The sequence below is a fragment of the Nostocoides japonicum T1-X7 genome (genome assembly GCF_001046855.1).
Classification (GTDB): domain Bacteria; phylum Actinomycetota; class Actinomycetes; order Actinomycetales; family Dermatophilaceae; genus Nostocoides; species Nostocoides japonicum.
The window spans coordinates 651,841-674,088 of sequence record NZ_HF570958.1; the positions used below are offsets into that span (position 1 = coordinate 651,841).

The 22,248-nt window shown below is 73.3% G+C and carries 23 protein-coding genes; 16 read left to right on the forward strand and 7 right to left on the reverse strand.

The window, feature by feature from the left end:
• The first annotated feature begins 7 nt into the window (after positions 1-7).
• The 3 genes from BN12_RS02935 (at position 8) to BN12_RS02945 (ending at position 2,362) form a co-directional block, all read left to right on the forward strand.
• Complete coding sequence (locus BN12_RS02935; RefSeq protein ID WP_048549951.1) at positions 8-913, forward strand: formylglycine-generating enzyme family protein; 906 nt, start codon at positions 8-10, stop codon at positions 911-913.
• Positions 910-1,221 (forward strand): SulP family inorganic anion transporter, encoded by a 312-nt coding sequence (locus BN12_RS02940; protein ID WP_048549952.1) that lies wholly within the window; start codon positions 910-912, stop codon positions 1,219-1,221. Before BN12_RS02935 ends, BN12_RS02940 begins: the two co-directional genes overlap by 4 nt.
• A gap of 157 nt (positions 1,222-1,378) precedes the next feature.
• Positions 1,379-2,362, forward strand: a complete 984-nt coding sequence (locus BN12_RS02945) for a TerC family protein (protein WP_048549953.1) — start codon at positions 1,379-1,381, stop codon at positions 2,360-2,362.
• Position 2,363: 1 nt separating this feature from the next.
• Here the strand turns inward: BN12_RS02945 and BN12_RS02950 are convergent, their stop codons facing one another.
• Positions 2,364-3,698 carry a serine hydroxymethyltransferase gene (locus BN12_RS02950; RefSeq protein ID WP_235432281.1) on the reverse strand — a complete coding sequence of 445 codons (1,335 nt, stop codon included), beginning with the start codon at positions 3,696-3,698 and terminating at the stop codon, positions 2,364-2,366.
• 136 nt (positions 3,699-3,834) lie between these two features.
• On the opposite strand from BN12_RS02950, the gene BN12_RS02955 reads away from it, so the two are divergent.
• Positions 3,835-5,085 (forward strand): PucR family transcriptional regulator, encoded by a 1,251-nt coding sequence (locus BN12_RS02955; RefSeq protein WP_048549954.1) that lies wholly within the window; start codon positions 3,835-3,837, stop codon positions 5,083-5,085.
• A gap of 23 nt (positions 5,086-5,108) precedes the next feature.
• On the opposite strand, the gene BN12_RS02960 is transcribed toward BN12_RS02955, so the two are convergent.
• On the reverse strand, positions 5,109-6,575 hold the full coding sequence (locus tag BN12_RS02960) for a DUF2252 domain-containing protein (RefSeq protein WP_048549955.1): 1,467 nt from the start codon (positions 6,573-6,575) through the stop codon (positions 5,109-5,111).
• A 114-nt stretch (positions 6,576-6,689) separates the two neighbouring features.
• On the opposite strand from BN12_RS02960, the gene BN12_RS02965 reads away from it, so the two are divergent.
• From BN12_RS02965 to BN12_RS03000, 8 genes are all read left to right on the forward strand, one after another.
• Positions 6,690-7,856, forward strand: a complete 1,167-nt coding sequence (locus BN12_RS02965) for an NAD(P)/FAD-dependent oxidoreductase (protein WP_053079933.1) — start codon at positions 6,690-6,692, stop codon at positions 7,854-7,856.
• Positions 7,853-8,119 (forward strand): (2Fe-2S)-binding protein, encoded by a 267-nt coding sequence (locus BN12_RS02970; RefSeq protein WP_048549956.1) that lies wholly within the window; start codon positions 7,853-7,855, stop codon positions 8,117-8,119. Before BN12_RS02965 ends, BN12_RS02970 begins: the two co-directional genes overlap by 4 nt.
• Entirely contained in the window at positions 8,116-9,570 is a 1,455-nt protein-coding gene (locus BN12_RS02975; RefSeq protein WP_048549957.1) for an NAD(P)/FAD-dependent oxidoreductase, read from the forward strand. Before BN12_RS02970 ends, BN12_RS02975 begins: the two co-directional genes overlap by 4 nt.
• Positions 9,571-9,640: 70 nt before the next feature.
• The gene (locus BN12_RS02980) at positions 9,641-10,555 is read left to right on the forward strand and encodes a dihydrodipicolinate synthase family protein (RefSeq protein WP_048549958.1); all 915 of its coding nucleotides are present in this window, start codon (positions 9,641-9,643) and stop codon (positions 10,553-10,555) included.
• Positions 10,556-10,559: 4 nt separating this feature from the next.
• Complete coding sequence (locus BN12_RS02985) at positions 10,560-11,561, forward strand: proline racemase family protein (protein WP_048549959.1); 1,002 nt, start codon at positions 10,560-10,562, stop codon at positions 11,559-11,561.
• Entirely contained in the window at positions 11,558-12,601 is a 1,044-nt protein-coding gene (locus BN12_RS02990; RefSeq protein WP_200901130.1) for a proline racemase family protein, read from the forward strand. The genes BN12_RS02985 and BN12_RS02990 overlap by 4 nt, the downstream gene beginning before the upstream one ends.
• Entirely contained in the window at positions 12,598-13,551 is a 954-nt protein-coding gene (locus BN12_RS02995; RefSeq protein ID WP_048549960.1) for an ornithine cyclodeaminase family protein, read from the forward strand. The genes BN12_RS02990 and BN12_RS02995 overlap by 4 nt, the downstream gene beginning before the upstream one ends.
• Positions 13,548-14,246 (forward strand): GntR family transcriptional regulator, encoded by a 699-nt coding sequence (locus tag BN12_RS03000; protein WP_048549961.1) that lies wholly within the window; start codon positions 13,548-13,550, stop codon positions 14,244-14,246. The genes BN12_RS02995 and BN12_RS03000 overlap by 4 nt, the downstream gene beginning before the upstream one ends.
• A 27-nt stretch (positions 14,247-14,273) precedes the next feature.
• Here the strand turns inward: BN12_RS03000 and BN12_RS26550 are convergent, their stop codons facing one another.
• The gene (locus tag BN12_RS26550; RefSeq protein ID WP_327152695.1) at positions 14,274-14,618 is read right to left on the reverse strand and encodes an EamA family transporter; all 345 of its coding nucleotides are present in this window, start codon (positions 14,616-14,618) and stop codon (positions 14,274-14,276) included.
• Positions 14,619-15,188: 570 nt separating this feature from the next.
• Here BN12_RS26550 and BN12_RS03010 point away from each other — a divergent pair.
• The 4 genes from BN12_RS03010 (at position 15,189) to BN12_RS03025 (ending at position 17,618) form a co-directional block, all read left to right on the forward strand.
• Positions 15,189-15,563, forward strand: a complete 375-nt coding sequence (locus BN12_RS03010; RefSeq protein ID WP_048549962.1) for a VOC family protein — start codon at positions 15,189-15,191, stop codon at positions 15,561-15,563.
• 3 nt (positions 15,564-15,566) lie between these two features.
• Positions 15,567-16,007: a DUF1810 domain-containing protein gene (locus BN12_RS03015; protein WP_048549963.1), complete on the forward strand. Its 441-nt coding sequence runs from the start codon at positions 15,567-15,569 to the stop codon at positions 16,005-16,007.
• Positions 16,008-16,090: 83 nt separating this feature from the next.
• Complete coding sequence (locus BN12_RS03020) at positions 16,091-16,954, forward strand: CHAD domain-containing protein (RefSeq protein ID WP_048549964.1); 864 nt, start codon at positions 16,091-16,093, stop codon at positions 16,952-16,954.
• A 163-nt stretch (positions 16,955-17,117) separates the two neighbouring features.
• Positions 17,118-17,618: a hypothetical protein gene (locus BN12_RS03025; RefSeq protein WP_157635318.1), complete on the forward strand. Its 501-nt coding sequence runs from the start codon at positions 17,118-17,120 to the stop codon at positions 17,616-17,618.
• Between the two features lie 73 nt (positions 17,619-17,691).
• Here BN12_RS03025 and BN12_RS03030 read toward each other — a convergent pair whose 3' ends face one another.
• From BN12_RS03030 to BN12_RS03045, 4 genes are read right to left on the reverse strand one after another with little or no spacing between them, the layout of a single operon-like run.
• Positions 17,692-18,915 carry an NAD(P)/FAD-dependent oxidoreductase gene (locus BN12_RS03030; protein ID WP_048549966.1) on the reverse strand — a complete coding sequence of 408 codons (1,224 nt, stop codon included), beginning with the start codon at positions 18,913-18,915 and terminating at the stop codon, positions 17,692-17,694.
• 59 nt (positions 18,916-18,974) lie between these two features.
• Entirely contained in the window at positions 18,975-19,637 is a 663-nt protein-coding gene (locus tag BN12_RS03035) for an MBL fold metallo-hydrolase (RefSeq protein WP_048549967.1), read from the reverse strand.
• A gap of 4 nt (positions 19,638-19,641) precedes the next feature.
• Positions 19,642-20,322 (reverse strand): maleylpyruvate isomerase family mycothiol-dependent enzyme, encoded by a 681-nt coding sequence (locus tag BN12_RS03040; RefSeq protein WP_048549968.1) that lies wholly within the window; start codon positions 20,320-20,322, stop codon positions 19,642-19,644.
• The gene (locus BN12_RS03045) at positions 20,319-22,184 is read right to left on the reverse strand and encodes a glycoside hydrolase family 15 protein (RefSeq protein ID WP_048549969.1); all 1,866 of its coding nucleotides are present in this window, start codon (positions 22,182-22,184) and stop codon (positions 20,319-20,321) included. Before BN12_RS03045 ends, BN12_RS03040 begins: the two co-directional genes overlap by 4 nt.
• Positions 22,185-22,248 lie beyond the last annotated feature (64 nt).

Below are 22,248 nucleotides of genomic sequence, written 5' to 3' on the forward strand. Positions count from 1 at the left end.
GCCCGGGATGGTTGGGCTCCCTGGTGCGGCGTTCCTCATGGGCAGCAACGCCTTCTACCCCGAGGAGGGCCCCGTCCACGAGCGCCACGTGGAGGCGTTCGAGATCGACGTCCACCCCGTGACGAACGAGCAGTTCGCGCGGTTCGTCGAGGAGACGGGATACCTCACGACGGCGGAGCGGCCCCTGGATCCCCGACAGTTCCCCGACCTGACCGCCGACGAGCTGACACCCGGCGCGCTCGCCTTCACGCCTTCGTCCGGTCCGGTGGACCTCGGCGACTGGCGGCAGTGGTGGCGGTGGCAGCCGGGGGCCTCCTGGCGTCACCCTCAGGGGCCGGGAAGCGGGATCGAGGAGAAGGCCGACCATCCGGTCGTCCAGGTGTCGTATGCCGACGCGACCGCATACGCGACGTGGGTCGGGAAGTCCCTGCCCACCGAGGAGGAGCTCGAGTACGCCGCGCGGGGAGGACTCGAGGGCGCCACCTACGCCTGGGGCGAGGACGCCCGTCCCGGCGGACGCCTCATGGCGAACACGTGGCAGGGCCGGTTCCCCTACGACAACCGCGGTGCGGACGGATGGGTCGGCACGTCGCCGGTCGGCTCGTTCCCGGCCAACGGGTACGGGCTCGTCGACCTCATCGGCAACGTGTGGGAGTGGACGACGAGCGACTACACGCTCCGTCACGAGGAGCGGGTGCGGCACTGCTGCGCACCGACCGCCCCCCGGAGCCGGTACGCGGACCCGCAGGGGCGACGGGTCCTCAAGGGCGGCTCCCACCTGTGCGCCCCGGAGTACTGCCTGCGCTACCGGCCCGCCGCGAGGTCGCCGCAGAGCGAGGACACGTCCACGACGCACATCGGGTTCCGCTGCGTCCGCCGGCCGGGCCGGACGGAACGGTCCACCGGGACATGAGCGTGCTGCCTGCCACGGGCCGGCTGGCGCCCACCCTGCGGCCCTACCGCCGTGCGTGGGTCGGTCGGGACCTCCTCGCCGGCGTGGCGGCGGGCTGCGTCGTCATCCCGCAGGCGATGGGGTATGCCACGATCGCCGGCCTGCCCGTCGCGTTCGGCCTCTACACGTGCATGCTGCCGATGGTGGTCTACGCGCTCCTCGGCGGCTCGCACACCCGGTCGGCTGGAGCACGGTGGAGTGTCCCGACCCCATGGAGGGTGGGCCCACTCCGTGGATGGGGGAACCTTCGGTCGCGCGATGCACGGTAGGGTGTCCCCATCCATGGAGGGGAGTATCCCCGTCGCGGCGTCCTCGTCATCACGGCACCGGCTGATCGACTGCCCGGTTCCCGGGGACCCGGTCCGGCCTCAGCATCCGGGCGGGAGAGACCTCCGGACCACCTACGCGTGTCCGGAAGGAATCACCATGAACGTTCCCCAGTGGGCCTGGTGGCTCACCATCGGCCTCATGTCCCTCATGTTGGTCATCGACGTCTATATCGTCGCGAAGCGCCCGCACGTCCCCTCGACGAAGGAGGTGACGGTCGCTCTCATCGGGTATGTCGGTGCCGCCGTCGTCTTCGGCCTCGGGGTGTGGTTCCTCGCCGGTGGCCGCTTCGCGGGCGAGTTCTACGCCGGATGGCTCACGGAGTACTCGCTGTCCGTGGACAACCTGTTCATCTTCCTGCTCATCATGGCCAAGTTCGCCGTGCCCGAGAAGCTCCAGCAGTCCGCGCTGCTCATCGGCATCATCATCGCGATCGTCCTGCGTGGCATCTTCATCGCCCTCGGCGCGGCCGCCATCAACAACTTCTCGTGGGTCTTCTACATCTTCGGCGCCTTCCTCATCTACACGGCGGTCAAGCTCGCGAAGGAAGGGGAGAGCGACGACGACGAGTTCGAGGAGAACCGCCTCATGAAGTTCGTCGAGGCGCGGTTCCCCGCGACGAAGGAGTGGCACGGCAGCGCGCTGTTCATCAAGGAGCAGGGCAAACGGCTCGCCACCCCGATGTTCATCGTCATCATCGCGCTCGGCACGACCGACCTGCTCTTCGCGCTCGACTCGATCCCGGCGATCTACGGGCTCACCAAGGAGCCCTACCTCGTCCTCACGGCGAACCTCTTCGCCCTCATGGGTCTGCGGCAGCTCTACTTCCTCATCGGCGGTCTCCTCAAGCGCCTCGTCTATCTCACGATCGGCCTGTCGGTCCTGCTCGCGTTCATCGGCGTCAAGCTCCTGCTCCACGCGCTCCACGAGAACGAGCTGCCGTTCATCAATGGGGGAGAGAACGTCCACGTCCCGGAGATCCCGATCGCGGTGTCCCTCGGTGCGATCGTCGTCATCCTCGGCGTGACGACGATCGCGAGCCTCCTGAAGACCCGTCGCGACTCCCGGCTCGAGGCGGCCTAGGTCAGACCGGAACGTCCGTCGTGAAGTGGACGGACCGGAACCGCTGGCGCCATGCCGCGACCTCGGGGGCGACGGACTCCGGCGCGTCCCCGAGGCCGCGGGCGATGAAGGCGGCGAGCTGCGGCATGTCGGCGGTCGTCATACCGAGCCGGGCGAGCTCGGGGGTCCCGATGCGCAGGCCGTTGACGTCGCCCTCGACCGGGTCGACGGGCAGCCCGATGCCGCAGGCGAGGAGGTTCGCGCGGCGCAGCCGGGCGGCAGCGGCCTGGCCACCGCCGTAGCGTGCGGCCTCGACGGCGAACTGGTGGGAGGACGTGAGCTCCGGACCGCGCCGGAAGACGGGCACGCCCGCGGTCGCCAGGTGCTCGGCGAGGGCTCGGGCCGTCTCGACCATCGTCGTGGCGTAGGCGGCGCCGGCGACGGTCCAGTCCAGCAGCGTCTGGGCGAGGGCCGCCGTCTTCCCGGCGTCGAAGTTGGCCGTGAGACCCGGGTATGCGATGGCCTCGATCCGCTCCGCGAGCTCGGCCTCCGTCGTGAGGAGCAGGCCCCCGGGCGGCCCCCCGAGGCTCTTGTACGTGCTCATCGACATGAGGTGGGCGCCCTCGTCGAGCGGGTTCGGCCAGGCGCCCCCGGCGATGACGCCGCACAGGTGCGCGGCGTCGAACAGGAGCGTGGCGCCGACGTCGTCCGCGATCTCCCGGATGCGCGCGACGGGGTGCGGCGTGAGGTTGAGGCTGCTGCCGATCGTGATGAGTCGTGGGCGGACGCTCCGCGCGAGGTCGGCGAGCGCGTCGACGTCGACGGTGTAGTCGGTGGGTGACACCGGTGCGGGGACCGTCGTGAGGCGGTAGAGCCCGGCGGCACCGGCGAGGTGATGCGTCACGTGGCCCCCGATCGTCGCCGGTGGCGCGATGATCGTGTCGCCGGGGTCGCACGTCGCCATGAAGGCATACAGGTTGGCGAGCGCGCCGGAGCCCACCCGCACCTCTGCGTAGTCGGCGTGGAAGACGCGCGCGGCGAGCGCGGCGGCGAGGACCTCGATCTGCTCGATGGCCTCCAGGCCCATCTCGTACTTGTCCCCGGGGTAGCCGAGGGAGGGGCGCGACCCGAGCCCGGCGGAGAGCAGCTGCTCGGCGCGGGGGTTCATCCGGTTCGTCGCGGGATTGAGGTTGACGCACGTCTCGTCGTGGATGGCCCGGTTCTCGGCGACGAGGTCGGCGAGCCAGCCCTGGATGCCGGCGGCGTCGAGCCCCGCCAGGGTCGTCGTCGCCGTGGCGACGCGTCGTTCGGTCGACGTGGGCGGCAGCCAGGGGCGGGTGGCGAGCGGGCTGATCACGGAAGGGCTCCCTCGACGAGCGATGGCGGTGACGGGCGGAGGTTGTCGGCTCAGGCATGACGATAGGGACGCCTCCCGGCTCCCGTCTTCGGAGGGGCGCCGGACGTCGGACCCGCCGGTCTCCTACATTCGTCGGATGGTCGAGCGTCGGATGGTCGGGCCCGGAGGCGGTCCGGGCGGCATGCAGCGCGAGCTGGACGACCTGGCGTCCCGCCTCGGTCACTCGGTGAGCCTCGACGGCCCGGACGGCACGGTGCTGGCCCACAGCGCCCAGGGCCCCGACGTCGATCCCGCGCGCGTGGCGGCGATCCTCACCCGACAGGTGCCCGACGCCGTCCTCGCCTACCAGCGCAGCCACGGGGTGGACCGCGCGACCGGACCGGTGCGGGTGCCGGCCAACCCCGGCCTCGGCATGACCGCCCGCACGTGCCTCCCGCTGTGGCGGGACGGCCGGCTCGTGGGCCTCCTCTGGGTCCTCGACGCGGAGGCGACGCTGGACGCGGGCGCGCTGCCGATCCTCCGGGCGGCCGGCCGGAGGATCGCGACCCTCCTGCCGTCCCCGGCGGGCCCGGACCTCACCGGCCTCCTCGGCAGGCTCCTCGCGGGCGAACCCGGACGGGATATCGTCGACCTGCTGGAGGAGCTGGCCCCCCGGTCCGGCTCGGAGACGCTGCAGCTCGCCGCGGTGGCACCCGCGACGACCGACGACGGTGAGCGGCTGCCGGCGCGACGTGGGACGGCGCCGCAGATCAGGTCGACACGCGGCGTCCTCGGAAGTGCCTGGGCCGACGGCCACCAGCTCGTCCTGCTCGGCGCGCCCCGGCCCGCCGACGACGTCGGCGAGCTCGTCCGCCGGATCGTCGACGCGTCGTCCGCGGAGCAGCTCGTCGTCGGCCACAGCGACCCGTTCCGTCTCGCCGGCACCGAGCGCCCCGGCGCGGCACCGCGTGTCGACCCGGCCCGGCTGGCCCGGCTCGCCGCACGGGCCGTCGTGGCGGCCGACTGCGCGGCCGTCGACGGAGCCCTCCCGGCGACCATCGGGTGGGAGGGCCTCGGTGCCTACCGCTGGTTGCTGCGCCATACCTCCTCCGACTCCTGGCCGGTCCCCGGGCCGATCCCGGACGGCGACCGGTCCGGCCCCATGCTGCGCCGGACGCTCGAGGCATACCTCGACCGGGCCGGCGACGCGGCGGCGACGACCGAGGCCCTCGGGGTGCACCGCACGACGTTCTACTACCGGTTGGAACGGCTCACGGCCGTCCACGGGCTGCGCCTCGACGACGGGCTCGCCCGGACCGACCTCCACCTCGCCCTCAAGACCCGGCGCCTCGCCCTGGCGCGGGACGCCTTCGGGTGGACCGACCGGCTCCTCGGCCACCTGGGCTGACGGGGGTCAGCTCCCGGGCGTCGTCAGGCGGCCCCGATCTCGGCGGCCTGCGCGCGCCCGGAGGCGACCGCCGCGGAGAGGGCGGCGTGGTCGCGGACCGTCTGGTCGGCATACGCGACGGCGAAGTCGGTGAGCGCGTCGTCGAACCGCTCCGACCCCCCGAGGTAGGAGGCGATGGCGACGCGATCCCCGGTCTTGGCGTGCGCCCGTGCGAGGGTCCAGCCGCAGATCCGGGCGTAGGCCAGGAGGTTGTCCGGCCCCAGGGTCGCGATGTCCGCCGAGGCCTTCCAGTCCTTGAGCTGCCGGACGTAGAAGTCGCGGGGGACGCCGTCGAGGCCGGCGGCCCGCACCCACCCGAGGAAGACGTCGCTCGCGGCCTGTGTCGCGCGCTGGCCGACGACGACGCGGCGCCCCTGGTTCTCGTACTCGGAGGGGGCGAGGAACCGGCTGAGGACGGACGCCTCCGCCTGCTTCGCCTGGAGGATGAGCGGCGTGTCGCCGTCGTCGGCCTCGAGGAGCAGGATCCAGGCGCGGGTGCCGACGCTGCCGACGCCGACGACCTTGTGGGCCACGTCGCGCAGCGCGAAGTGGCCGAGCAGGTCGCGGCGGTCGACGCTCAGCGTGAGGCGGTACTCCTCGAGGAGCGACTCGAGGAAGGCCCGGCGCTCCGCCGCCGGCTGGTCGGTCATCTGGTCGAGGGGCACGATGAGCGGTGGGTCGGCGACGATCCGCCGGTGGCCGTCGACGATCTCCGTGAGCTTGCGAGCCGCCCTGGTGCTGTCCTGCCGGCGGGCCTTGGCCATCGCCTTGTCGAAGGAGCTCAGGCGCTGGACGACCCGCTTGCGGGCCTTCTTGCCGGGCTTCTTGCCGGAGGTGCGCTCCGTCCCGAGAACCTCGCCGCGGAACTCCTCGAGCCTGGCCTCGATGTCGCCGACCGTCCCCCAGACGTCGAGGATCGACGTGCGGGCGAAGTCCCGCATCGCCTCTCGGTAGGACGCCACCCCGGCCTTCGCCGCGCGTCGGGCGGCCTTGTCGCTGAACCCGTTGTCGCGGGCGGCGACGACGACGCTCGCCGCGAGTCGCTTGACGTCCCACTCGAACGGCCCGGGGAGGGTCTCGTCGAAGTCGTTGATGTCGAAGACGAGCCGGCGCTCGGGGGAGGCGAAGGCGCCGAAGTTCGACAGGTGGGCGTCACCGCACAGCTGCACCGTGAGGCCGGAATGCGGGGATGCGGCGAGGTCCGCAGCCATCGGCAGGGCCGCTCCCCGGAAGAAGGTGAAGGGGGAGACGAGCATCCGAGCGTGCCGGATCGGGACGAGGTCCGGCACGCGGGTCGTCGACTGTTCGAGGAGGAGGCCGACGGGGTCGCGGTCGGGTCCGGGCTCGAACCGGGCCTGGTCGGCCAACGGGGCGCGGTCGCGGGCCGACGTGCCGGCCGCCTTCCGCTCGGCGCGGGTGGGGAGGGGGTCGATGAACGACGTGGGCGGCATACCGTGAGCTCCGGTTCGTCGGGGACAGGGCGCGCCCGGTCCGGGATGTGGTGCTCCTGTCATATCGTCCTCGACAGCGGTTGGGAAGGTCGACACGAGGAGGTGTTCCGCGCGATGGGTCGGGTCGTCGTCATCGGTGCGGGGATCGTCGGCGCCTGCTGCGCCCTGTATGCCGCGCGCGCCGGCTGGGAGGTCGTCGTCGTCGACCGCGAGGGCGTCGCCGCCGGGACCTCGAGCCACGGCGAGGGGAACCTCCTCGTGTCCGACAAGGGGGCCGGTCCCGAGCTCGATCTCATGCTCTCCTCGCGCCGCCACTGGCTGGCCCTCGGGGACGAGCTGGGCAGGGAGGGGCTCGAGCTCGACGAGAAGGGCGGCCTCGTCGTCGCCGCGTCCGAGGCGGCGGCCGACGTCTGGCGCGCCTTCGCGACCGGCCAGCGCGAGGTCGGCGTCCTCGCGGAGGAGGTCGACCCGGTCGACCTCGAGCCGCGGATCGTCGACGGTCTCGCCGTCGGCGTCCACTACCCGCAGGACCTCCAGGTCCAGCCGGTCCTCGCGTCCCAGACGATCCTCGAGGCGGCGACGCGGCTCGGCGCGGTCCTCCGGTCCGGCAGCCCCGTCGTCGCGGCCCAGCGGACGGCCTCGTCGTCGACCTGGCGCCTCCGGCTCGGCGACGGCACGGCGGTCGAGGCGGACAGGGTCGTCAATGCCGCCGGCCCCTGGGGCGGTGAGGTGTCCGCGCTCCTCGGAGGGCCCGTCCCGGTCCTGCCGAGACGGGGCTTCGTCCTCGTGACCGAGCCCGTGGGGCCGATCGTCCGTCACAAGGTCTACTCGGCGGACTATGTCGACAACGTCGGCTCGAGCGACGCGGGGCTGCAGACCTCCTGCGTCGTCGAGGGCACCCGCGGCGGGACGATCCTCATCGGCGCGAGCCGCGAGCGCGTGGGCTACGACCGGTCTATGGACCCCGACGTCGTCCGCCGCCTCGCCGCCCAGGCGGTCGCGCTCTTCCCCGTGCTCGCCGACGTCCGCATCCTGCGGACCTACCGGGGGTTCCGGCCCTACTGTCCGGACCACCTGCCCGTCATCGGCCCGGACCCCCGGTGTCCGGGGCTCGTCCACGCGTGCGGCCACGAGGGAGCCGGCGTCGGGCTCGCGCCGGCGACCGGCGCGTTCGTGGCCGCCATGCTGTCCGCGGACCACGGCCGGGCACCCGTGGAGGTCGACGGCGTGGCGACAGCGCCCTTCGCGCCCGGCCGGTTCGGCGAGGCGGTGCCGGCATGACTGCCCTGACCACCTTCCGGTTCGACGACCGCGACGTTCCCTACCGGCCCGGACAGAGCGTCGGCGCCGCCCTCACCGCGTGCGACATCCGGTCCTGGCGGACGACACCGCGGGAGGGGCGACCCCGGGGACTCTTCTGCGGCATCGGGATCTGCTACGACTGCCTCGTCACGGTCGACGGGATGCCCAACCAGCGGGCCTGCCTCGTCCTCGCCGCGGACGGTATGCGGGTGACGACCCAGGAGGGGGTGGGGGAGCGATGACCGGCGCGGATGTCGTCGTCGTCGGGGCCGGACCTGCCGGCCTCGCGTGCGCCGTGACGGCGGTCCGGCACGGCCTGACCGTCGACCTCGTCGACGCCGGCTGGGCCGTCGGGGGGCAGTACTGGCGCCACCCCGCACCGGTGGAGGGAGCGGACGGCGCGGGCGCGGTGACGGCAGGGGAGGTCGCGCACCTCCACCATGACCTCCCGACCTACCGGGCGCTGTGCTCGCGACTCGAGGAGGCGGTCGCGGCCGGCCGCGCCCGGACCTTCCTCGGCCACGAGGTGTGGACGGTGGGGCGCCGCGACGGGGGGTGGGAGGTCGCCGCGACCCAGCGTCGTGCCGCCGGGGGCCGGCACGCTCCCGGCGGGGGTGAGCTGCGCGTCGCCGCGCCCGCGCTCGTCGTCGCCACCGGCGCGTACGACACGTCCCTGCCCTTCCGGGGCTGGGACCTGCCCGGCGTCATGACCGCCGGGGGTCTCCAGGCGCTCCTCAAGGGGCATGCCGTGGCCGCCGGGCGGCGCGTCGCCGTCGCGGGCTCGGGCCCCTTCCTCCTCCCGGTCGCGGTCGGGCTCGCCGAGAGCGGGGCCGAGGTCGTCGGCGTCTACGAGGCGAACCCGCCCACGCGCTGGGGCCGGCACCTGCCCGCCGTCGCGCGCAACGTCGCGAAGCTCGCCGAGGGAGCCGAGTATGCGGCCGCCCTGGCCCGGCACCGGATCCCCCTCCGGACCGGACGCATGGTCGTCGAGGCGCTCGGCACGGACCGGGTCGAGGCGGTGACGGTCGCGCGGCTCGACGCCACGGGGCGCCCCCGGCCGGACGGTCGCACGACGGTCGCCGTCGACGCCGTCGGTGTCGGCTGGGGCTTCACGCCGGTCGTCGACCTCGCCGTGACGGCCGGCTGCGCGACGACCCGCACCGACGACGGACGCCACGTCGTCGCGGAGACCGAGGGGCGCACGAGCGTCGAGGGCGTCTACACCGCCGGCGAGACGACGGGCGTCGGCGGGGCGGCGCTCGCCCTCGCCGAAGGCGAGCGGACGGCATACAGCGTCCTCGCCGACCGGACCGGCCACGACCCGGACGCCGCCCGGCTGCGACACCTCGACCGGCGCATCGCGGCCCTGCGCTCCTTCGCGGCCGCGATGGCCCAGGCTCACGCCGTCCCGGCGGGCTGGGTCGACGCGACCGCCGCGGAGACGCTCGTCTGCCGCTGCGAGGAGGTTCCGCGCGCGGCCGTCGACCACGCCCTGCGGGACCGGGAGGCGAGGGACGCCCGCCAGGTCAAGCAGCTGACGCGCGCCGGGATGGGCTGGTGCCAGGGGAGGGTCTGCGAGGCGGGATGCCGCGCCCTCGTGGCGGACCGGATCGGACGCCCCGACCGGTCGGCGGCCACCGAGCGCCTCGTCGCGATGCCCGTCCGGATGCGCGACCTGCTCGGCACGCCCTGAGTGGACGAGGGCTAGTGCAATGTAATATATTACTGGCCATCGCCCCGCCATCGACCCCCGGAGGACGTCCATGACCACTGCCGCCACCCCGACCGCCGACCGCCAGCCGTGGCACGGCGTCCTCGTCGCCGTCGGCCTGCCCTTCACCGACGCCCTCGAGCCCGACCTCGCCGCCTTCGGCGAGAACGTCGCGTGGCTCGCCGAGCAGGGGGTGAACGGCGTGGCCCCCAACGGGTCGCTCGGGGAGTACCAGACGCTCTCGTGGGAGGAGCGCGACGCCGTCGTCCGCACCGCCGTGGAGAACGCCCCCGAGGGGTTCACCGTCATGCCGGGGGTCGGCGCCTACGGTGGTCTGGAGAGCAAGCGGCACGCCCAGGTCGCCAAGGACCTCGGCTGCCAGGCCGTCATGGCCCTCCCGCCCAACGCCTACCGCGCCGACGAGCGCGCGATCCTCGAGCACTTCGAGCTCGTCGCCTCCGCCGGGCTGCCCGTCACGGCCTACAACAACCCCATCGACACGAAGGTCGACCTGAGGCCGCAGATCCTCGCGAAGCTGCACGCCGAGGGGTTCATCGTCGGGGTCAAGGAGTTCTCGGGCGACGTCCGTCGCTGCTACGAGATCAGCGAGCTCGCGCCCGACCTCGACCTCATGATCGGCACCGACGACACCGTCCTCGAGGTCGGGATCGCCGGGGCGAAGGGCTGGGTCGCGGGCTACCCCCAGGTCTTCCCCAAGGCGTGCGTCGAGCTCTACGAGGCGAGCGTGGCCCGCGACGTCGAGCGCGCGCTGCCGCTCTACCGAGCCCTGCACCCGGTGCTCCGGTGGGACAGCAAGACCGAGTTCATCCAGGCCATCAAGCTCGGGCAGGACCTGATCGGCCGACGCGGGGGCAGCTGCCGGCCGCCGCGCCAGCCGCTCGACGCCGCAACCGAGGCCGTCGTCCGCGAGGCGACGCAGCGGCTCATCGACGCCGGGGTCGAGTAGCGCCATGCGGAGCCGGCTCGTCCTCCACGCCGTCGACTCCCACACGGAGGGTATGCCGACGCGCGTCATCACCGGCGGCGTCGGGGTCCTCCCCGGCACCACCATGCTGGAGCGCCGGGAGCGCTTCCTCGCCGAGCGCGACGGTCTGCGGACCCTCCTCATGTACGAGCCGCGCGGCCATGCGTCGATGTCCGGGGCCATCCTCCAGCCACCGACCCGGCCGGACGCGGACTACGGCGTCCTCTACATCGAGGTGTCCGGGTGCCTGCCGATGTGCGGTCACGGGACGATGGGCGTCGCGACGGTCCTCGTCGAGACGGGGATGGTCGAGGTCACCGAGCCCGAGACCGTCATCCGGCTCGACACCCCCGCCGGGCTCGTCGTCGCCCGCGTGGCCGTGGAGGACGGCGCGGCCGTCGGCGTGACGCTGGAGAACGTCGCGTCGTACTCCCACGCCCTCGACCAGACCGTCGAGGTGCCGGGCCTCGGGACCGTGCCCTACGACATCGCCTACGGCGGCAACTTCTACGCCATCGTCCGCACCGAGGACATCGGCGTCGAGTGGGACCGGGCCAACAAGGACGCCATGCTCCGCGCCGGACTGGGCATCATGGCGGCCGTCAACGAGCAGAACCCCGTGACCCACCCCGAGGATCCGCGGATCACGGGCTGCCGTCATGTGTACCTCCAGGCGCCGGGGTCGACGCCCCAGCACTCCCGCCACGCGATGGCGATCCACCCCGGGTGGTTCGACCGCTCCCCCTGCGGGACGGGGACGTCCGCACGGCTCGCGCAGCTCCATGCGCGAGGCCTCCTCGGCGTCGGGGACGTCCTGCTCAACGAGTCGTTCATCGGCACGACCTTCCGCGGGGAGATCCTCGCCGAGACGACCGTCGGCGACCGTCCCGCGATCCGGCCGGCCATCACCGGGCGCGCGTGGGTCACCGGCACGGCGCAGTACCACCTCGACCCGACCGACCCCTTCCCCCGAGGATTCCTCCTGTGAGCGAGCAACCCGCATACGAGACGGTCGACTACCACACGGCCGGTGAGCCCTTCCGCATCGTGACCGACGTGCCGGACCCGGTCGCGGCGCCCGGACTCACCGTCGCCGAGCGGCGGATGGTCGCCATCGAGTCCACCGAGGTCCAGTGGCTGCGCGCCCTCCTGTGCAGCGAGCCCCGGGGTCACGCGGACATGTACGGCGGGTTCATCGTGCCGGCCGACGACGACGGCGCGCACTTCGGCGTCCTCTTCTGGCACAAGGACGGCTTCTCGACGGCGTGCGGCCACGGGACGATCGCGCTCGGCGCGTGGGCGGTCGAGACCGGCCGGGTCGCCGCGCCCTCCGACGGCGTGACCGACGTCGTCGTCGACGTGCCCTCCGGTCGCGTCACCGCCTCGGTGACGACGCGCGACGGCCGCGTCGAGTCCGTCGCCTTCACCAACGTCCCCTCCTACGCCTTCCGCCGCGGCGTCGAGGTGGCCTCGCCCCGGGGACCGGTCACCGTCGACATCGGCTACGGCGGCGCGATGTATGCCGTCCTCCCGGCGTCCGCCGTCGGCCTGCGGGTCGTGCCCGAGGACTACGCCGACCTCATCGCCGTCGGCCGGTCGATCCGCGCCACCCTCAACGACGCCGGGGCGGCGGAGCACCCGAGCGACCCGCGGCTGTCCGGCATCTACGGGGTCATCCTCACCGAGGAGACCGCCCCGACGGTCACCGACGACGCGGGGGCGCGCCAGCTCTTCCAGCGCAACGTCACGGTCTTCGTCGACGGCGAGGTCGACCGGTCCCCCTGCGGGTCGGGCACGTCGGCCCGGGTCGCGCTCCTCGCCGACAGCGGCGACCTCCGTCCCGGGGACACCCTCGTCCACGGGTCGATCGTCGGGTCGACGTTCCGCGCCCGCGTCGTCGCCGAGTCCGAGGCGGAGGGCCGGCGCGCGTTCCGGCCGGAGGTGACGGGCATGGCATACCGCACGGGATCCTCGCGGTTCACCGTCGACTCCCGTGACCCGCTCGTCCCCGGGTTCGTCCTCCGATGACCGTCGTCCTGGAGGCCGCGGAGGTCCTGGCCCTCGGCGCGCCCGGCGCCGTGTCGGCCCTGCGCGAGGCGCTGCGCGGCGGGCTCGACCCGGACGCCGGCGTCCCGCGCACCATCGTCGACCTCGCCCACGGCCAGTCCCTCCTCATGCCTGCCGAGCACGGGGACTGGTTCGGGGTCAAGGTGGTCAACGTGGCCCCCGAGAACCCCTCGCTCGGGGAGGAGCGGATCAACGGGCTCTTCCTCCTCCATGACGCGCTCACCCTGCGGCCCGTCGCCGTCATGGACGGGGTGGCCCTCACGAACCTGCGGACCCCCGCGGTGTCCGTCGCCGGCGTGCTCGACGTGCTGCGCCGCCGGTTCGGGGACTCCGAGGGCGTCCGGCTGGTCATCTTCGGGTCGGGGCCGCAGTCCCGCGGTCACGCCGACACGATCCGGGCCCACCTGCCCATCGCCGGGACGACGGTCGTCGCGCGGTCGGTGGAGTCCGCGTCCCGGGCGGGGATCGAGGGGGCCGTCGCCCTGGCGGCCGCCGAGGTCGACGCCGTCGGCCGGGCGGTCGCATCAGCCGACGTCGTCGTCGCCGCGACGACCTCGCGGACGCCGGTGTTCGACGGGAGCCTCGTGCGCGACGACGCCGTCGTCCTCGCCGTCGGCTCGCACGAGCCCGACGTGCGGGAGCTCGACTCCGCCCTCATGGGGCGCGCCACCGTCGTCGTCGAGTCCGTCGCGACAGCGCTGCGGGAGTCGGGCAACGTCGTCCTCGCCATCGACGACGGCGTCCTCACGGCGGACCGGCTCGTCACGATGAGCGGCATCCTCGACACCGACCCGGCGACCCTCGACGGGCGCCCCGTCGTCCTCGCCTCGTCCGGGATGGCCTGGGAGGACCTCGTCGTCGGCGTTGCGGCATACCGGGCCGCGGTGGGGCGGGCCGAGGACCGGGCGTGACCGAGGACGCCTCGCCGGGTCTCGGTCTGCCGTCGCTCGGTGGCCGGAGCAGCCTGCGGGAGCAGGTGGCCGACGCGCTGCGGGCCCTCCTCGTGTCCGGGCGGCTGCGCCCCGGCGAGCTGTACTCCGCGCCCGGTCTCGCCGCGGAGTTCGGGGTGTCGCCGACCCCCGTCCGGGAGGCGATGCTCGACCTCGTCCGGGAGGGGCTCGTCGAGCCGGTGAGGAACAAGGGCTTCCGGGTCACCGCGATGAGCGACGCGGAGCTCGACGCGCTCGCCGAGCTCCGTGGCCTCATCGAGGTGCCCGTCATGACGGCCGTCGCCCGCGACGCCGACGCCGACACCTGGCGGCGCGTCGAGGAGCTGCGGCCCCTCGCCCGGTCGATGGTCGACGCGGCCGCCGCGAAGGACCTCGCACGGTACGTCGCCCTCGACACCGAGTTCCACCTGCGCTTCCTCGCCCTCCACGGCAACGACTACGTCGTCGAGGTGGTCCGGGACCTGCGCGGTCGGTCCCGGCTCTTCGGGCTCGCCGAGATGGCCGAGCGGGGCACGCTGCCCGGCAACGCCGTCGAGCACGAGGAGATGGTCGACCTCGTCCTGGCCCGCGACGCCGACGGGATGGCCCGGCTCATGCGCGACCACCTCGGCCAGATCCGGCAGGCCTGGGCCGGCCGCGATCCCTCGCCCACCTGACGCGCGCGTCACCTCCCGTGGTGTGGGTCAGGTGCCGATGGCCGCCTCGATGTCGGGTGGTCGGTCCCGGGGGCCCGCCGTCCCGAGCACGGCCGCGCTCGCCCCGACGACGAGCGCCATGCCGAGGAGCTGGAGCCCGGCGAGGCGCTGCCCGAGGATGAGCAGGCCGGCGAGGGCCGCGACGGCGGGCTCCAGGCTCATGAGGATCCCGTAGACCGACGGGTCCATCCGGCGCAGCGCCATGAGGTCGAGGGTGTAGGGGACGACCGAGGACAGGACGGCGATGCCGAGGCCCCGGGCCACGTCGCCCCACGTCCACTGCGGGATCGACGGGAGGCCGAGCGGGATGACGACGCAGCTCGCGATGACCATGGCGATGCCGAGTCCGTCGAGCTGGGGGAAGGCGGCCCCGTGCGGCGGCTGAGGACGATGTAGCAGGCCCACAGTGCGCCGGCCGTGAGGGCGAGCCCGAGGCCGAGCCAGCTGAGGTCGGCGACCGGGACGGTGAGGACCTCGGAGATGAGGACGACGCCGCCGCCCGCCGCCGCCGCGACCGCGAGGAGGTCGACGGGGCGCCGCGAGGTGAGGGCGGCGAGGGTCAGCGGCCCGACGAACTCGACGGTCACGGCCACCCCGATGGGCAGGTGCGCCAGCGCGCCGTAGAACGCCGAGTTCATGAGTCCGAGCGTCAGCCCGAACGCGCCGACGACGAGCCACGCCCGTCGATCATGGCCGCGCCACCGGGGCCGGACGAGGAGCAGGAGCATCGGCGTCGCGAGGGCGAGCCGCATGAGGACCGAGCCGCTCGAGCCGATCCGGGGGATGAGCGTCTGGGCCAGTGCGGCGCCGACCTGCACCGAGACGATGCCTCCGAGGACGAGCGCCGGCGCCGGCACGGTCGCGGGGCGAGACACGGGCGCCAGGGTATGACAGCCTCGGAGGATGGCTGCTTCGGTGATGCATTTCGAGATCCCCTTCGACGACGGAGAGCGGGCGACGACCTTCTACCGGGATGTCTTCGGGTGGACGATCAACGCGATGCCGCAGATGGAGTACGCGCTCGTCACGACCGGGCCCACCGGTGACGCCGGGCCCACCGAGCCGGGATTCGTCAACGGAGGGATGCTGCAGCGCTGCGACGTGGTGCCGACGACCGTCGTCACGCTCGTCGTCGACGACATCGTCCGGACCCTCGCCCAGGTCGAGGCGGCGGGGGGCCGCACCGTCCGCGACCGCCAACCCGTCGGCGACATGGGGTTCGCCGCCTACGCGACGGATACGGAGGGCAACGTCATCGGGCTGTGGGAGGACGCCTGACCGATGGACTCCGCCCCCCATGACCTCGACCGCTTCGTCTCCGCGCAGGACGAGGGTGGGACGTACGCGACGGCCCTCGCCGAGCTGCGCGCGGGACGCAAACGGAGTCACTGGATGTGGTTCGTCCTGCCGCAGGTCGCGGGGCTCGGGCACAGCCCGATGGCGCAGCGGTATGCGGTGAGCGGGCTTCCCGAGGCGCGCGCCTACCTCGCGCACCCGGTGCTCGGCGACCGGCTCCTGGAGTGCGCGCGTGCTCTCCTCGACCTCGGCGCCCACGACCCCGTCGCCGTCCTCGGCGGCATCGACGCGGTGAAGCTGCGGTCGTCGATGACGCTGTTCCGCCGGGCCGTGGCGAGCGACGACCCCCGCGCCGAGGTCTTCGACGCCGTCCTGGCCGCCTACTTCGACGGACACGAGGACGAGGCGACGCTCGCCCTCCTCTAGCGGAGCGGTCGTCGCATACGCTCGGGCCAGGACCTCCGCCCCTGCCGCGGGTGGTCAGCCCGCCGCACGAGCGAAGGACGAGTGTGCCCCAGCCTCCCGACGTCCCGGCCGCACCGGCCTCCTCGGACGACCCGTCGACCGTCGGCCTCGTCACGGCATACCTCGACGACCAGCGCGCGGCCCTCATCGCCGGCGACGCTGCCCTCCGCACGGGGGACCTGGCGGCCGTCCATCCGACGCGGGTCGCCTCGCGCCGTTTCCGCAGCGTCCTCCGCGCGCTCACCCCGCTCTTCGACGAGAACGAGGCGATGGTCCTCGAGGAGTCCCTCCGCTGGTGGGGCCGGGTGCTCGGCCGGGCGAGGGACGTCGAGATCATCTCGGGGCAGTTCGCCGAGGCCCTCGATCAGCTGCGGGCCCCTGACGAGCTCACGGCCACGGGGGACGGGCCGATCCAGGAGCACCTCGCGTCCCGTGCGGAGCAGGCGAGGGCCGGGATCGCGAAGGCGCTGGCCCGTCCCCGGTATGCGACGATGATGCGCCGGATCGAGGCCCTCCACGACGACCCCGCGGTCGCCGGCGCACAGGTCTCCGCGGGGGAGCTCGTCCGTCACGTCGCGCGGGCCGTCGAGCGCCACCGCGAGCTGCTCCGGGTGGCGGCCGACGACGAGGAGCGGCTCCACGACGCGCGGAAGGCGGCCAAGGACGCGCGGTACCTCGCGGAGCTCGCGCGACCGGCCCTCGGGGCACCGGCCGAGGACGTCGTCCGGGAGATGACCGAGGCGCAGGACCGGCTCGGTGCCCGGCAGGACCGGGTCACCGTGCGCGCGTTCGTCCGCGAGCTCGACGACGCCGCCGAGCGGGGGGAGATCGTCCTCGACGGGCCGGACCGACGCGTTGTCGACCTCCTCCGCTCCGGCTCCGCGGTGGACGGGCCCGCGCCGCGCTGATCCGGCATCGGACAAGGCTTTTTCGGACACTCCCTGCCATCCCGGACGTCGCGCCGACACGCCACCCGGGGACTCGGCGCGTTCGGGTCCTGACCCGAGCCCCGAGTCGCTAGCGTGATCGAGCCGGCACTCCCACCGGCGTCAGCGAACAAGAGGAGGACATGTGAAGAAGCGAGTTGCGGTGGCGGGTCTCGTCGCCGCGGGTCTCACGGTCGTCGCCACGGCTGTCCCGTCGTCCGCCGCGCCGGCGGAGTCCGTCGCCTCCAGCGGCGGCGGTCTGCACGCCACCAGCTCGGCCAAGGCCGCCAACGTCGCGGCGAAGGCCGCGGTCGGGTTCTCCATCACCGGCGCGAAGTGCTACTCCAACGCGATCACATTCACGGCGGAGACGTACGAGAACGGCCGCTCAGGGGTTCAGCAGTTCCGGCAGCAGGCCCGGCTCCAGGAGTACACGACACGGGGCTGGGTCAACGCGACCCCGCTGTCGAAGGTCAAGTCGACGAAGTTCCCGAACGACGCGCGGAACTTCAGCTTCACGAGGGACTGGAAGGCCACGCACGCCGTGACCGGCACGTCCTACCGGGTCATCTGGCAGGGGTTCTACCTCAACGGATCCGGCAAGGCCCTCTTCAAGACCAAGCAGATCAAGGTGAACTGCCTGTAGTCGACCGCCATCGCGGCACCGGGCCCGACACTCCCCACGGCGTCGGGCCCGGTGCCGTTCGCCGTCCGTGCGGTCAGGGGACGAGGTCGGCGAGCGGGACGCCGGGGTCGGCGAGCCGCACGAGGTCGACCGGCCCGGAGGCCCGGACGAGCGCCTTGACGTCGTCGATGACATCCCACATGTTGACGGCGAGACCGGCGAGGACCGAGCCGTCCGCGACCCAGAACGCGACGAACTCGCGGCCGGGGACGTCGCCCCGGTAGACGATCTCGGTCGTCGTGCCCCGGGGGACGTCGCCGCTGTACTCGAGGCCGAGGTCGTACTGGTCGCTGAAGAAGTAGGGGAGCAGGTCGTTCTCCACGGCCGTCCCCGCGATCGCCTTCGCGGCGATCGGCCCGGTGTTGAGGGCGTTGGCCCAGTGCTCGACCCGCAGCGGATAGCCGAGCGTCGGGTTGAACCACCGCGCGACGTCGCCGACGGCATACACCCCGTCGACGGAGGTGCGCATGAGCTCGTCCGCGACGACGCCGTTGTCCACCTCGACCCCCGCGGCCGCGGCGAGCTCGGTGTTCGGGAGGATGCCGACCCCCACGACGACGGTGTCGGCCGGCAGGCGCGCTCCGGAGGGCGTGACGACCGTCGTCACGCGACCCGCGTCGCCCTCGAACGACGCGACGCCCTCGCCGAAGCGGAACCTCACCCCGTGCTCCTCGTGGAGGGCGGTGAAGACGGACCCGAGCTCCGGCCCGAGGACGCCGTAGAGGGGCGTCGGCTGGGGCTCGAGGACGACGACGCGGCACCCGGCCAGGACGGCCGCGGCGGTCGTCTCGAGGCCGACCCACCCGGCCCCGACGACGACGACGTCGCCGCCCCGCGCGAACGCCTCCTTGAGCGCCATCGAGTCGTCGACGGTGCGCAGGTAGTGGATGCCCTCGAGGTCACCGCCGGGGACGTCGAGCACGCGGGGTCTCGATCCCGTCGCGAGGACGAGGACGTCGTAGGACAACGTGCCGTCGGACAGGGTGAGGGAGCGGGCCGCCGTGTCGACGGCCGCCACGGTCGTGCCGGTGCGCACGTCGATGGCGTGGTCGGCATACCAGGCCTCGTCGTGGAGGGAGGCCGTCGCGACCTCCTTCTTGCCCTGGAGGACCTCCTTGGACAACGGTGGCCGGTCGTAGGGCAGGTGCGGCTCGGCGCCGACGATCGTGATCGCCCCGTCGAAGCCCTCCTCCCGGAGCGTCTCTGCGGTGCGAGCGGCGGCCAGGCCGCCTCCGACGATGACCACGGCGTCCGACATGGACCCACCGTATGCCGTGCCGCCCCGCGCAGTGCGACGGCCCCCTCACCGGGCGGAGGTCACCAGCCGCGGTCGCGCCACTCCCCGAGGTGGGGCCGCTCCGCACCGAGGGTCGTGTCGGACCCGTGGCCGGGGTAGACCCAGGCGTCGTCGTCGTAGACGTCGAAGATGCGGGAGACGACGTCGGCGTAGAGGGACGCGAAGCTCTGGCCCGGGCTCTTCGTGTTGCCGACGCCGCCGGGGAAGAGCGAGTCGCCGGAGAAGATGTGGGCGTGCCCCTCGGGATCGTCGTAGACGAGGGCGACCGAGCCGGGGGTGTGCCCGCGGAGGTGGACGACGGCGAGGTCGACGTCGCCGACGACGATGTGGTCGCCGTGCCGCAGCCGGACGTCGGGCGCGACGGGGAGGGCGTCCGCGTCCTCGGCACCGGCATACGTCCGGGCGCCGGTGCGGCGAGCGACCTCCGCCAGGGCGCGCACGTGGTCCCAGTGCTGGTGCGTCGTCACGAGGTGGCGACGGCCGCCCCCGCCCTCCTCGATGAGCGCGAGGATGCGGGGCGCGTCGTCCGCGGCGTCGATGAGCAGCTGCTCGCCGGTCGCCCTCGAGGTGAGGAGGTAGACGTTGTTGCTCATGTCGGAGACGGCGAGCTTGCGGATCGTCAGGTGGGGCAGCTCCCGGAGGGACGCCGGGTCCCCGGGGTGGACGTCGGGCTCGTATGCCATGCGCTCACACTCCTGTCGGCAGGACGGGGAGGTCGTCGGAGTGGACTCCCGAGGCGTCCTGTCGGGCCAGCCAGAGGAGGATGCCGCCGCGGGACCCGGTGACGAGGGGGCCGCCCGCGCCGACGTCGAGGGTGTCGCCCTCGTCGGTGCGGATCCGCAGGGCCGGGGCGTCGTCGCGACGGCGCTGCCGGCCCACCTGGTCGGCGAGCAGCTCGGACAGGACGTCGGAGTCGAGGTCGTCGAAGGCGAACCCGGCGTCGAGGTCGACGTGGTGGAAGACGACCTCGCGCAGGCGCATCTCCGGCACGGCCCCGGCGGGGAAGGACGGGCCGCCCGGCGTCCGCTCGACCGGCACCCGGTCGTGCTCCGCGGTCAGCCGGGTCAGCGCGGCGGCGAACCGCTCCGCGGACGCGTGGACGTCCTCGACGAGCACGTCGAGGGGCCGGTCGGCCCCGGCGTCGATGTCGGCGTCGCGCGCCTCGTCGCTCAGGTACATCGTCTCCCCGGTCCCGTCGACGGCGCTGCGGATGCACGTGGCGAGGGCGTCGGCGTTGCGGGCGACGTGGGTGAGGACGTGCCCACGGGTCCAGCCGGGGCATCGGGACGGCAGGCTCGGGTCGTCGAGAGCGCGGGCGGTCCGCAGGAGCCGCTCGGTCTCCTCGGCGAGCCGGTCGGGGTCGGTCATCGTCCGACCGTACCGGCCCGGCTGCCCTCGATGGTCGTCGCCTCGCGCCCCTCCGCCGCCGCATGGGCCGAGTCGAGGGCGAAGGCCGCGTCGACGAGGGCGAGGTGGGAGAACGCCTGGGGGAAGTTGCCGATCATTCGCTGCCGGATGGGGTCGTACTCCTCGGAGACGAGGCCGACGTCGTTGAGGAGGCCGACGAGCCGGTCCATGAGGGCGTCCGCCTCGTCGAGACGGCCCGACATCGCATACGCCGTGACGAGCCACCACGAGCAGGCGAGGAAGGGGTGCTCGTCGCCGGTGAGGCCGTCGACCCCCGACCCGGTCCGGTAGCGCATGAGGAGCCCCTCGTGGAGCAGGTCCTCCTCGACGGCCGCGATCGTGCCGACGACCCTCGGGTCGTCGGGCGGGAGGAAGCCGACGATGGGGATGAGCAGGAGCGAGGCGTCGACCTCGGTCGTGTCGTAGTGCTGCGTGAAGGTGTTGCGCTCGGTGTCGAAGCCCTTCTCGAGGATCTCCGCCCGGACCCGGTCGCGGGCTGCCCGCCACTTCTTCAGCGGACCCTTGTAGCCGTGGACCTCGATGCCCCGCACCGCCCGGTCGAACGCCGCCCAGACCATGACCCGGGAGTGGGTGAAGTGGCGCTTGGGACCGCGGATCTCCCAGAGGCCGTTGTCCGGCGCGTCCCACCGGGTGAGGAGGTTGTCGATGAGCGTCTTCTGGACGGCCCACGACTGCTTGGACTCCTGGAGCCCCTTGGACCGGGCGTTCTCGAGGGCGATCATCACCTCGCCGAGGACGTCGGTCTGGGTCTGCCCGACGGCCGCGTTGCCGACGCGGACGGGGCGGGACCCGGCATACCCGGGGAGGTGGTCGAGCTCGTACTCCGAGAGGTCCCGGCCGCCGTCGACGCGGTACATGATCTGCATGTCCTCGGGGTCGCCGGCGATCGCGCGGACGAGCCAGTCGCGCCAGAGCTTCGTCGACCGGACGTGACCGGACGACAGGAGCGCGTCGAGGGTGAGGGAGGCGTCGCGGAGCCAGCAGTAGCGGTAGTCCCAGTTCCGCTCGCCGCCGGGATCCTCGGGCAGGCTCGTCGTCGGTGCCGCGACGATCCCGCCGCTCACCGCGTCGGTGAGCAGGCGCAGGGTGAGGAGGCTGCGGACGACGACGTCCCGGTACGGCCCGTCGTAGATGCTGTGCTCGGCGAAGTCGCGGGCGAAGTCGAAGGTCTCGCGGATCCGGTCGCTCGTCGAGATGTCGTCCGGGATGCCGCTGTATGCCGGGACCCAGGTCAGCGAGAACGTGTAGACCTGCCCCTTGGAGACGGGGAACTCGTCGCGGTGCACCCCCGCGACCCCCGTCTTGGAGCGGGACTTGTCCGGGCGGGGGAGCCGGGTGCCCCGCAGGACGAGCATGTCGGGTCCGGCGATCGCCGTGAGCACGTCGTCGTGCATGCCGAACCCCGACCCGCGCGTCACCCAGGGCCGGATCCGGCCGTACCCGAAGCGGACGATCCACTCGTGCCGCATCCGGACGGTCCCGTCGAGCCCCTCGACGATCCGCAGGATGTCCGACCTGCCGTCGCCGATCGGCATGAGGTCGGTCACCTTGACCGAGCCGGTCTCGGACGTGTGGACCGTCTCGAGGATCGAGGAGGTGTCCCGGTAGGAGCGATGCGTCGTCGCGTCGTCGACCGGCGTGAGGAGCCAGCGGCCGTGGTCCGGCTCGCCGAGGAGGGCCGCGAAGCAGGCCGGGGAGTCGAACCGGGGGAGGCACAGCCAGTCGATCGAGCCCTCCCGGCTGACGAGCGCAGCCGTCCCCAGGTCTCCGATGAGGGCGTAGTCCTCGATGGGTGTCGTCACGCTAAGTGACTGTATGCGCCGAAGCCCCGCTCGGCAGGTGCTGGCTTTCCGTGGTCACCTGACA

Coding starts and splice junctions, on each gene's coding strand:
- BN12_RS02935 (WP_048549951.1), top strand. CDS start 8: ATGGTTGGGCTCCCTGGTGCGGCGTTCCTCATGGGCAGCAACGCCTTC.
- BN12_RS02940 (WP_048549952.1), top strand. CDS start 910: ATGAGCGTGCTGCCTGCCACGGGCCGGCTGGCGCCCACCCTGCGGCCC.
- BN12_RS02945 (WP_048549953.1), top strand. CDS start 1,379: ATGAACGTTCCCCAGTGGGCCTGGTGGCTCACCATCGGCCTCATGTCC.
- BN12_RS02955 (WP_048549954.1), top strand. CDS start 3,835: ATGGTCGAGCGTCGGATGGTCGGGCCCGGAGGCGGTCCGGGCGGCATG.
- BN12_RS02960 (WP_048549955.1), bottom strand. CDS start 6,575: ATGCCGCCCACGTCGTTCATCGACCCCCTCCCCACCCGCGCCGAGCGG.
- BN12_RS02965 (WP_053079933.1), top strand. CDS start 6,690: ATGGGTCGGGTCGTCGTCATCGGTGCGGGGATCGTCGGCGCCTGCTGC.
- BN12_RS02970 (WP_048549956.1), top strand. CDS start 7,853: ATGACTGCCCTGACCACCTTCCGGTTCGACGACCGCGACGTTCCCTAC.
- BN12_RS02975 (WP_048549957.1), top strand. CDS start 8,116: ATGACCGGCGCGGATGTCGTCGTCGTCGGGGCCGGACCTGCCGGCCTC.
- BN12_RS02980 (WP_048549958.1), top strand. CDS start 9,641: ATGACCACTGCCGCCACCCCGACCGCCGACCGCCAGCCGTGGCACGGC.
- BN12_RS02985 (WP_048549959.1), top strand. CDS start 10,560: ATGCGGAGCCGGCTCGTCCTCCACGCCGTCGACTCCCACACGGAGGGT.
- BN12_RS02995 (WP_048549960.1), top strand. CDS start 12,598: ATGACCGTCGTCCTGGAGGCCGCGGAGGTCCTGGCCCTCGGCGCGCCC.
- BN12_RS26550 (WP_327152695.1), bottom strand. CDS start 14,618: ATGGTCATCGCGAGCTGCGTCGTCATCCCGCTCGGCCTCCCGTCGATC.
- BN12_RS03010 (WP_048549962.1), top strand. CDS start 15,189: ATGGCTGCTTCGGTGATGCATTTCGAGATCCCCTTCGACGACGGAGAG.
- BN12_RS03015 (WP_048549963.1), top strand. CDS start 15,567: ATGGACTCCGCCCCCCATGACCTCGACCGCTTCGTCTCCGCGCAGGAC.
- BN12_RS03030 (WP_048549966.1), bottom strand. CDS start 18,915: ATGTCGGACGCCGTGGTCATCGTCGGAGGCGGCCTGGCCGCCGCTCGC.
- BN12_RS03035 (WP_048549967.1), bottom strand. CDS start 19,637: ATGGCATACGAGCCCGACGTCCACCCCGGGGACCCGGCGTCCCTCCGG.
- BN12_RS03040 (WP_048549968.1), bottom strand. CDS start 20,322: ATGACCGACCCCGACCGGCTCGCCGAGGAGACCGAGCGGCTCCTGCGG.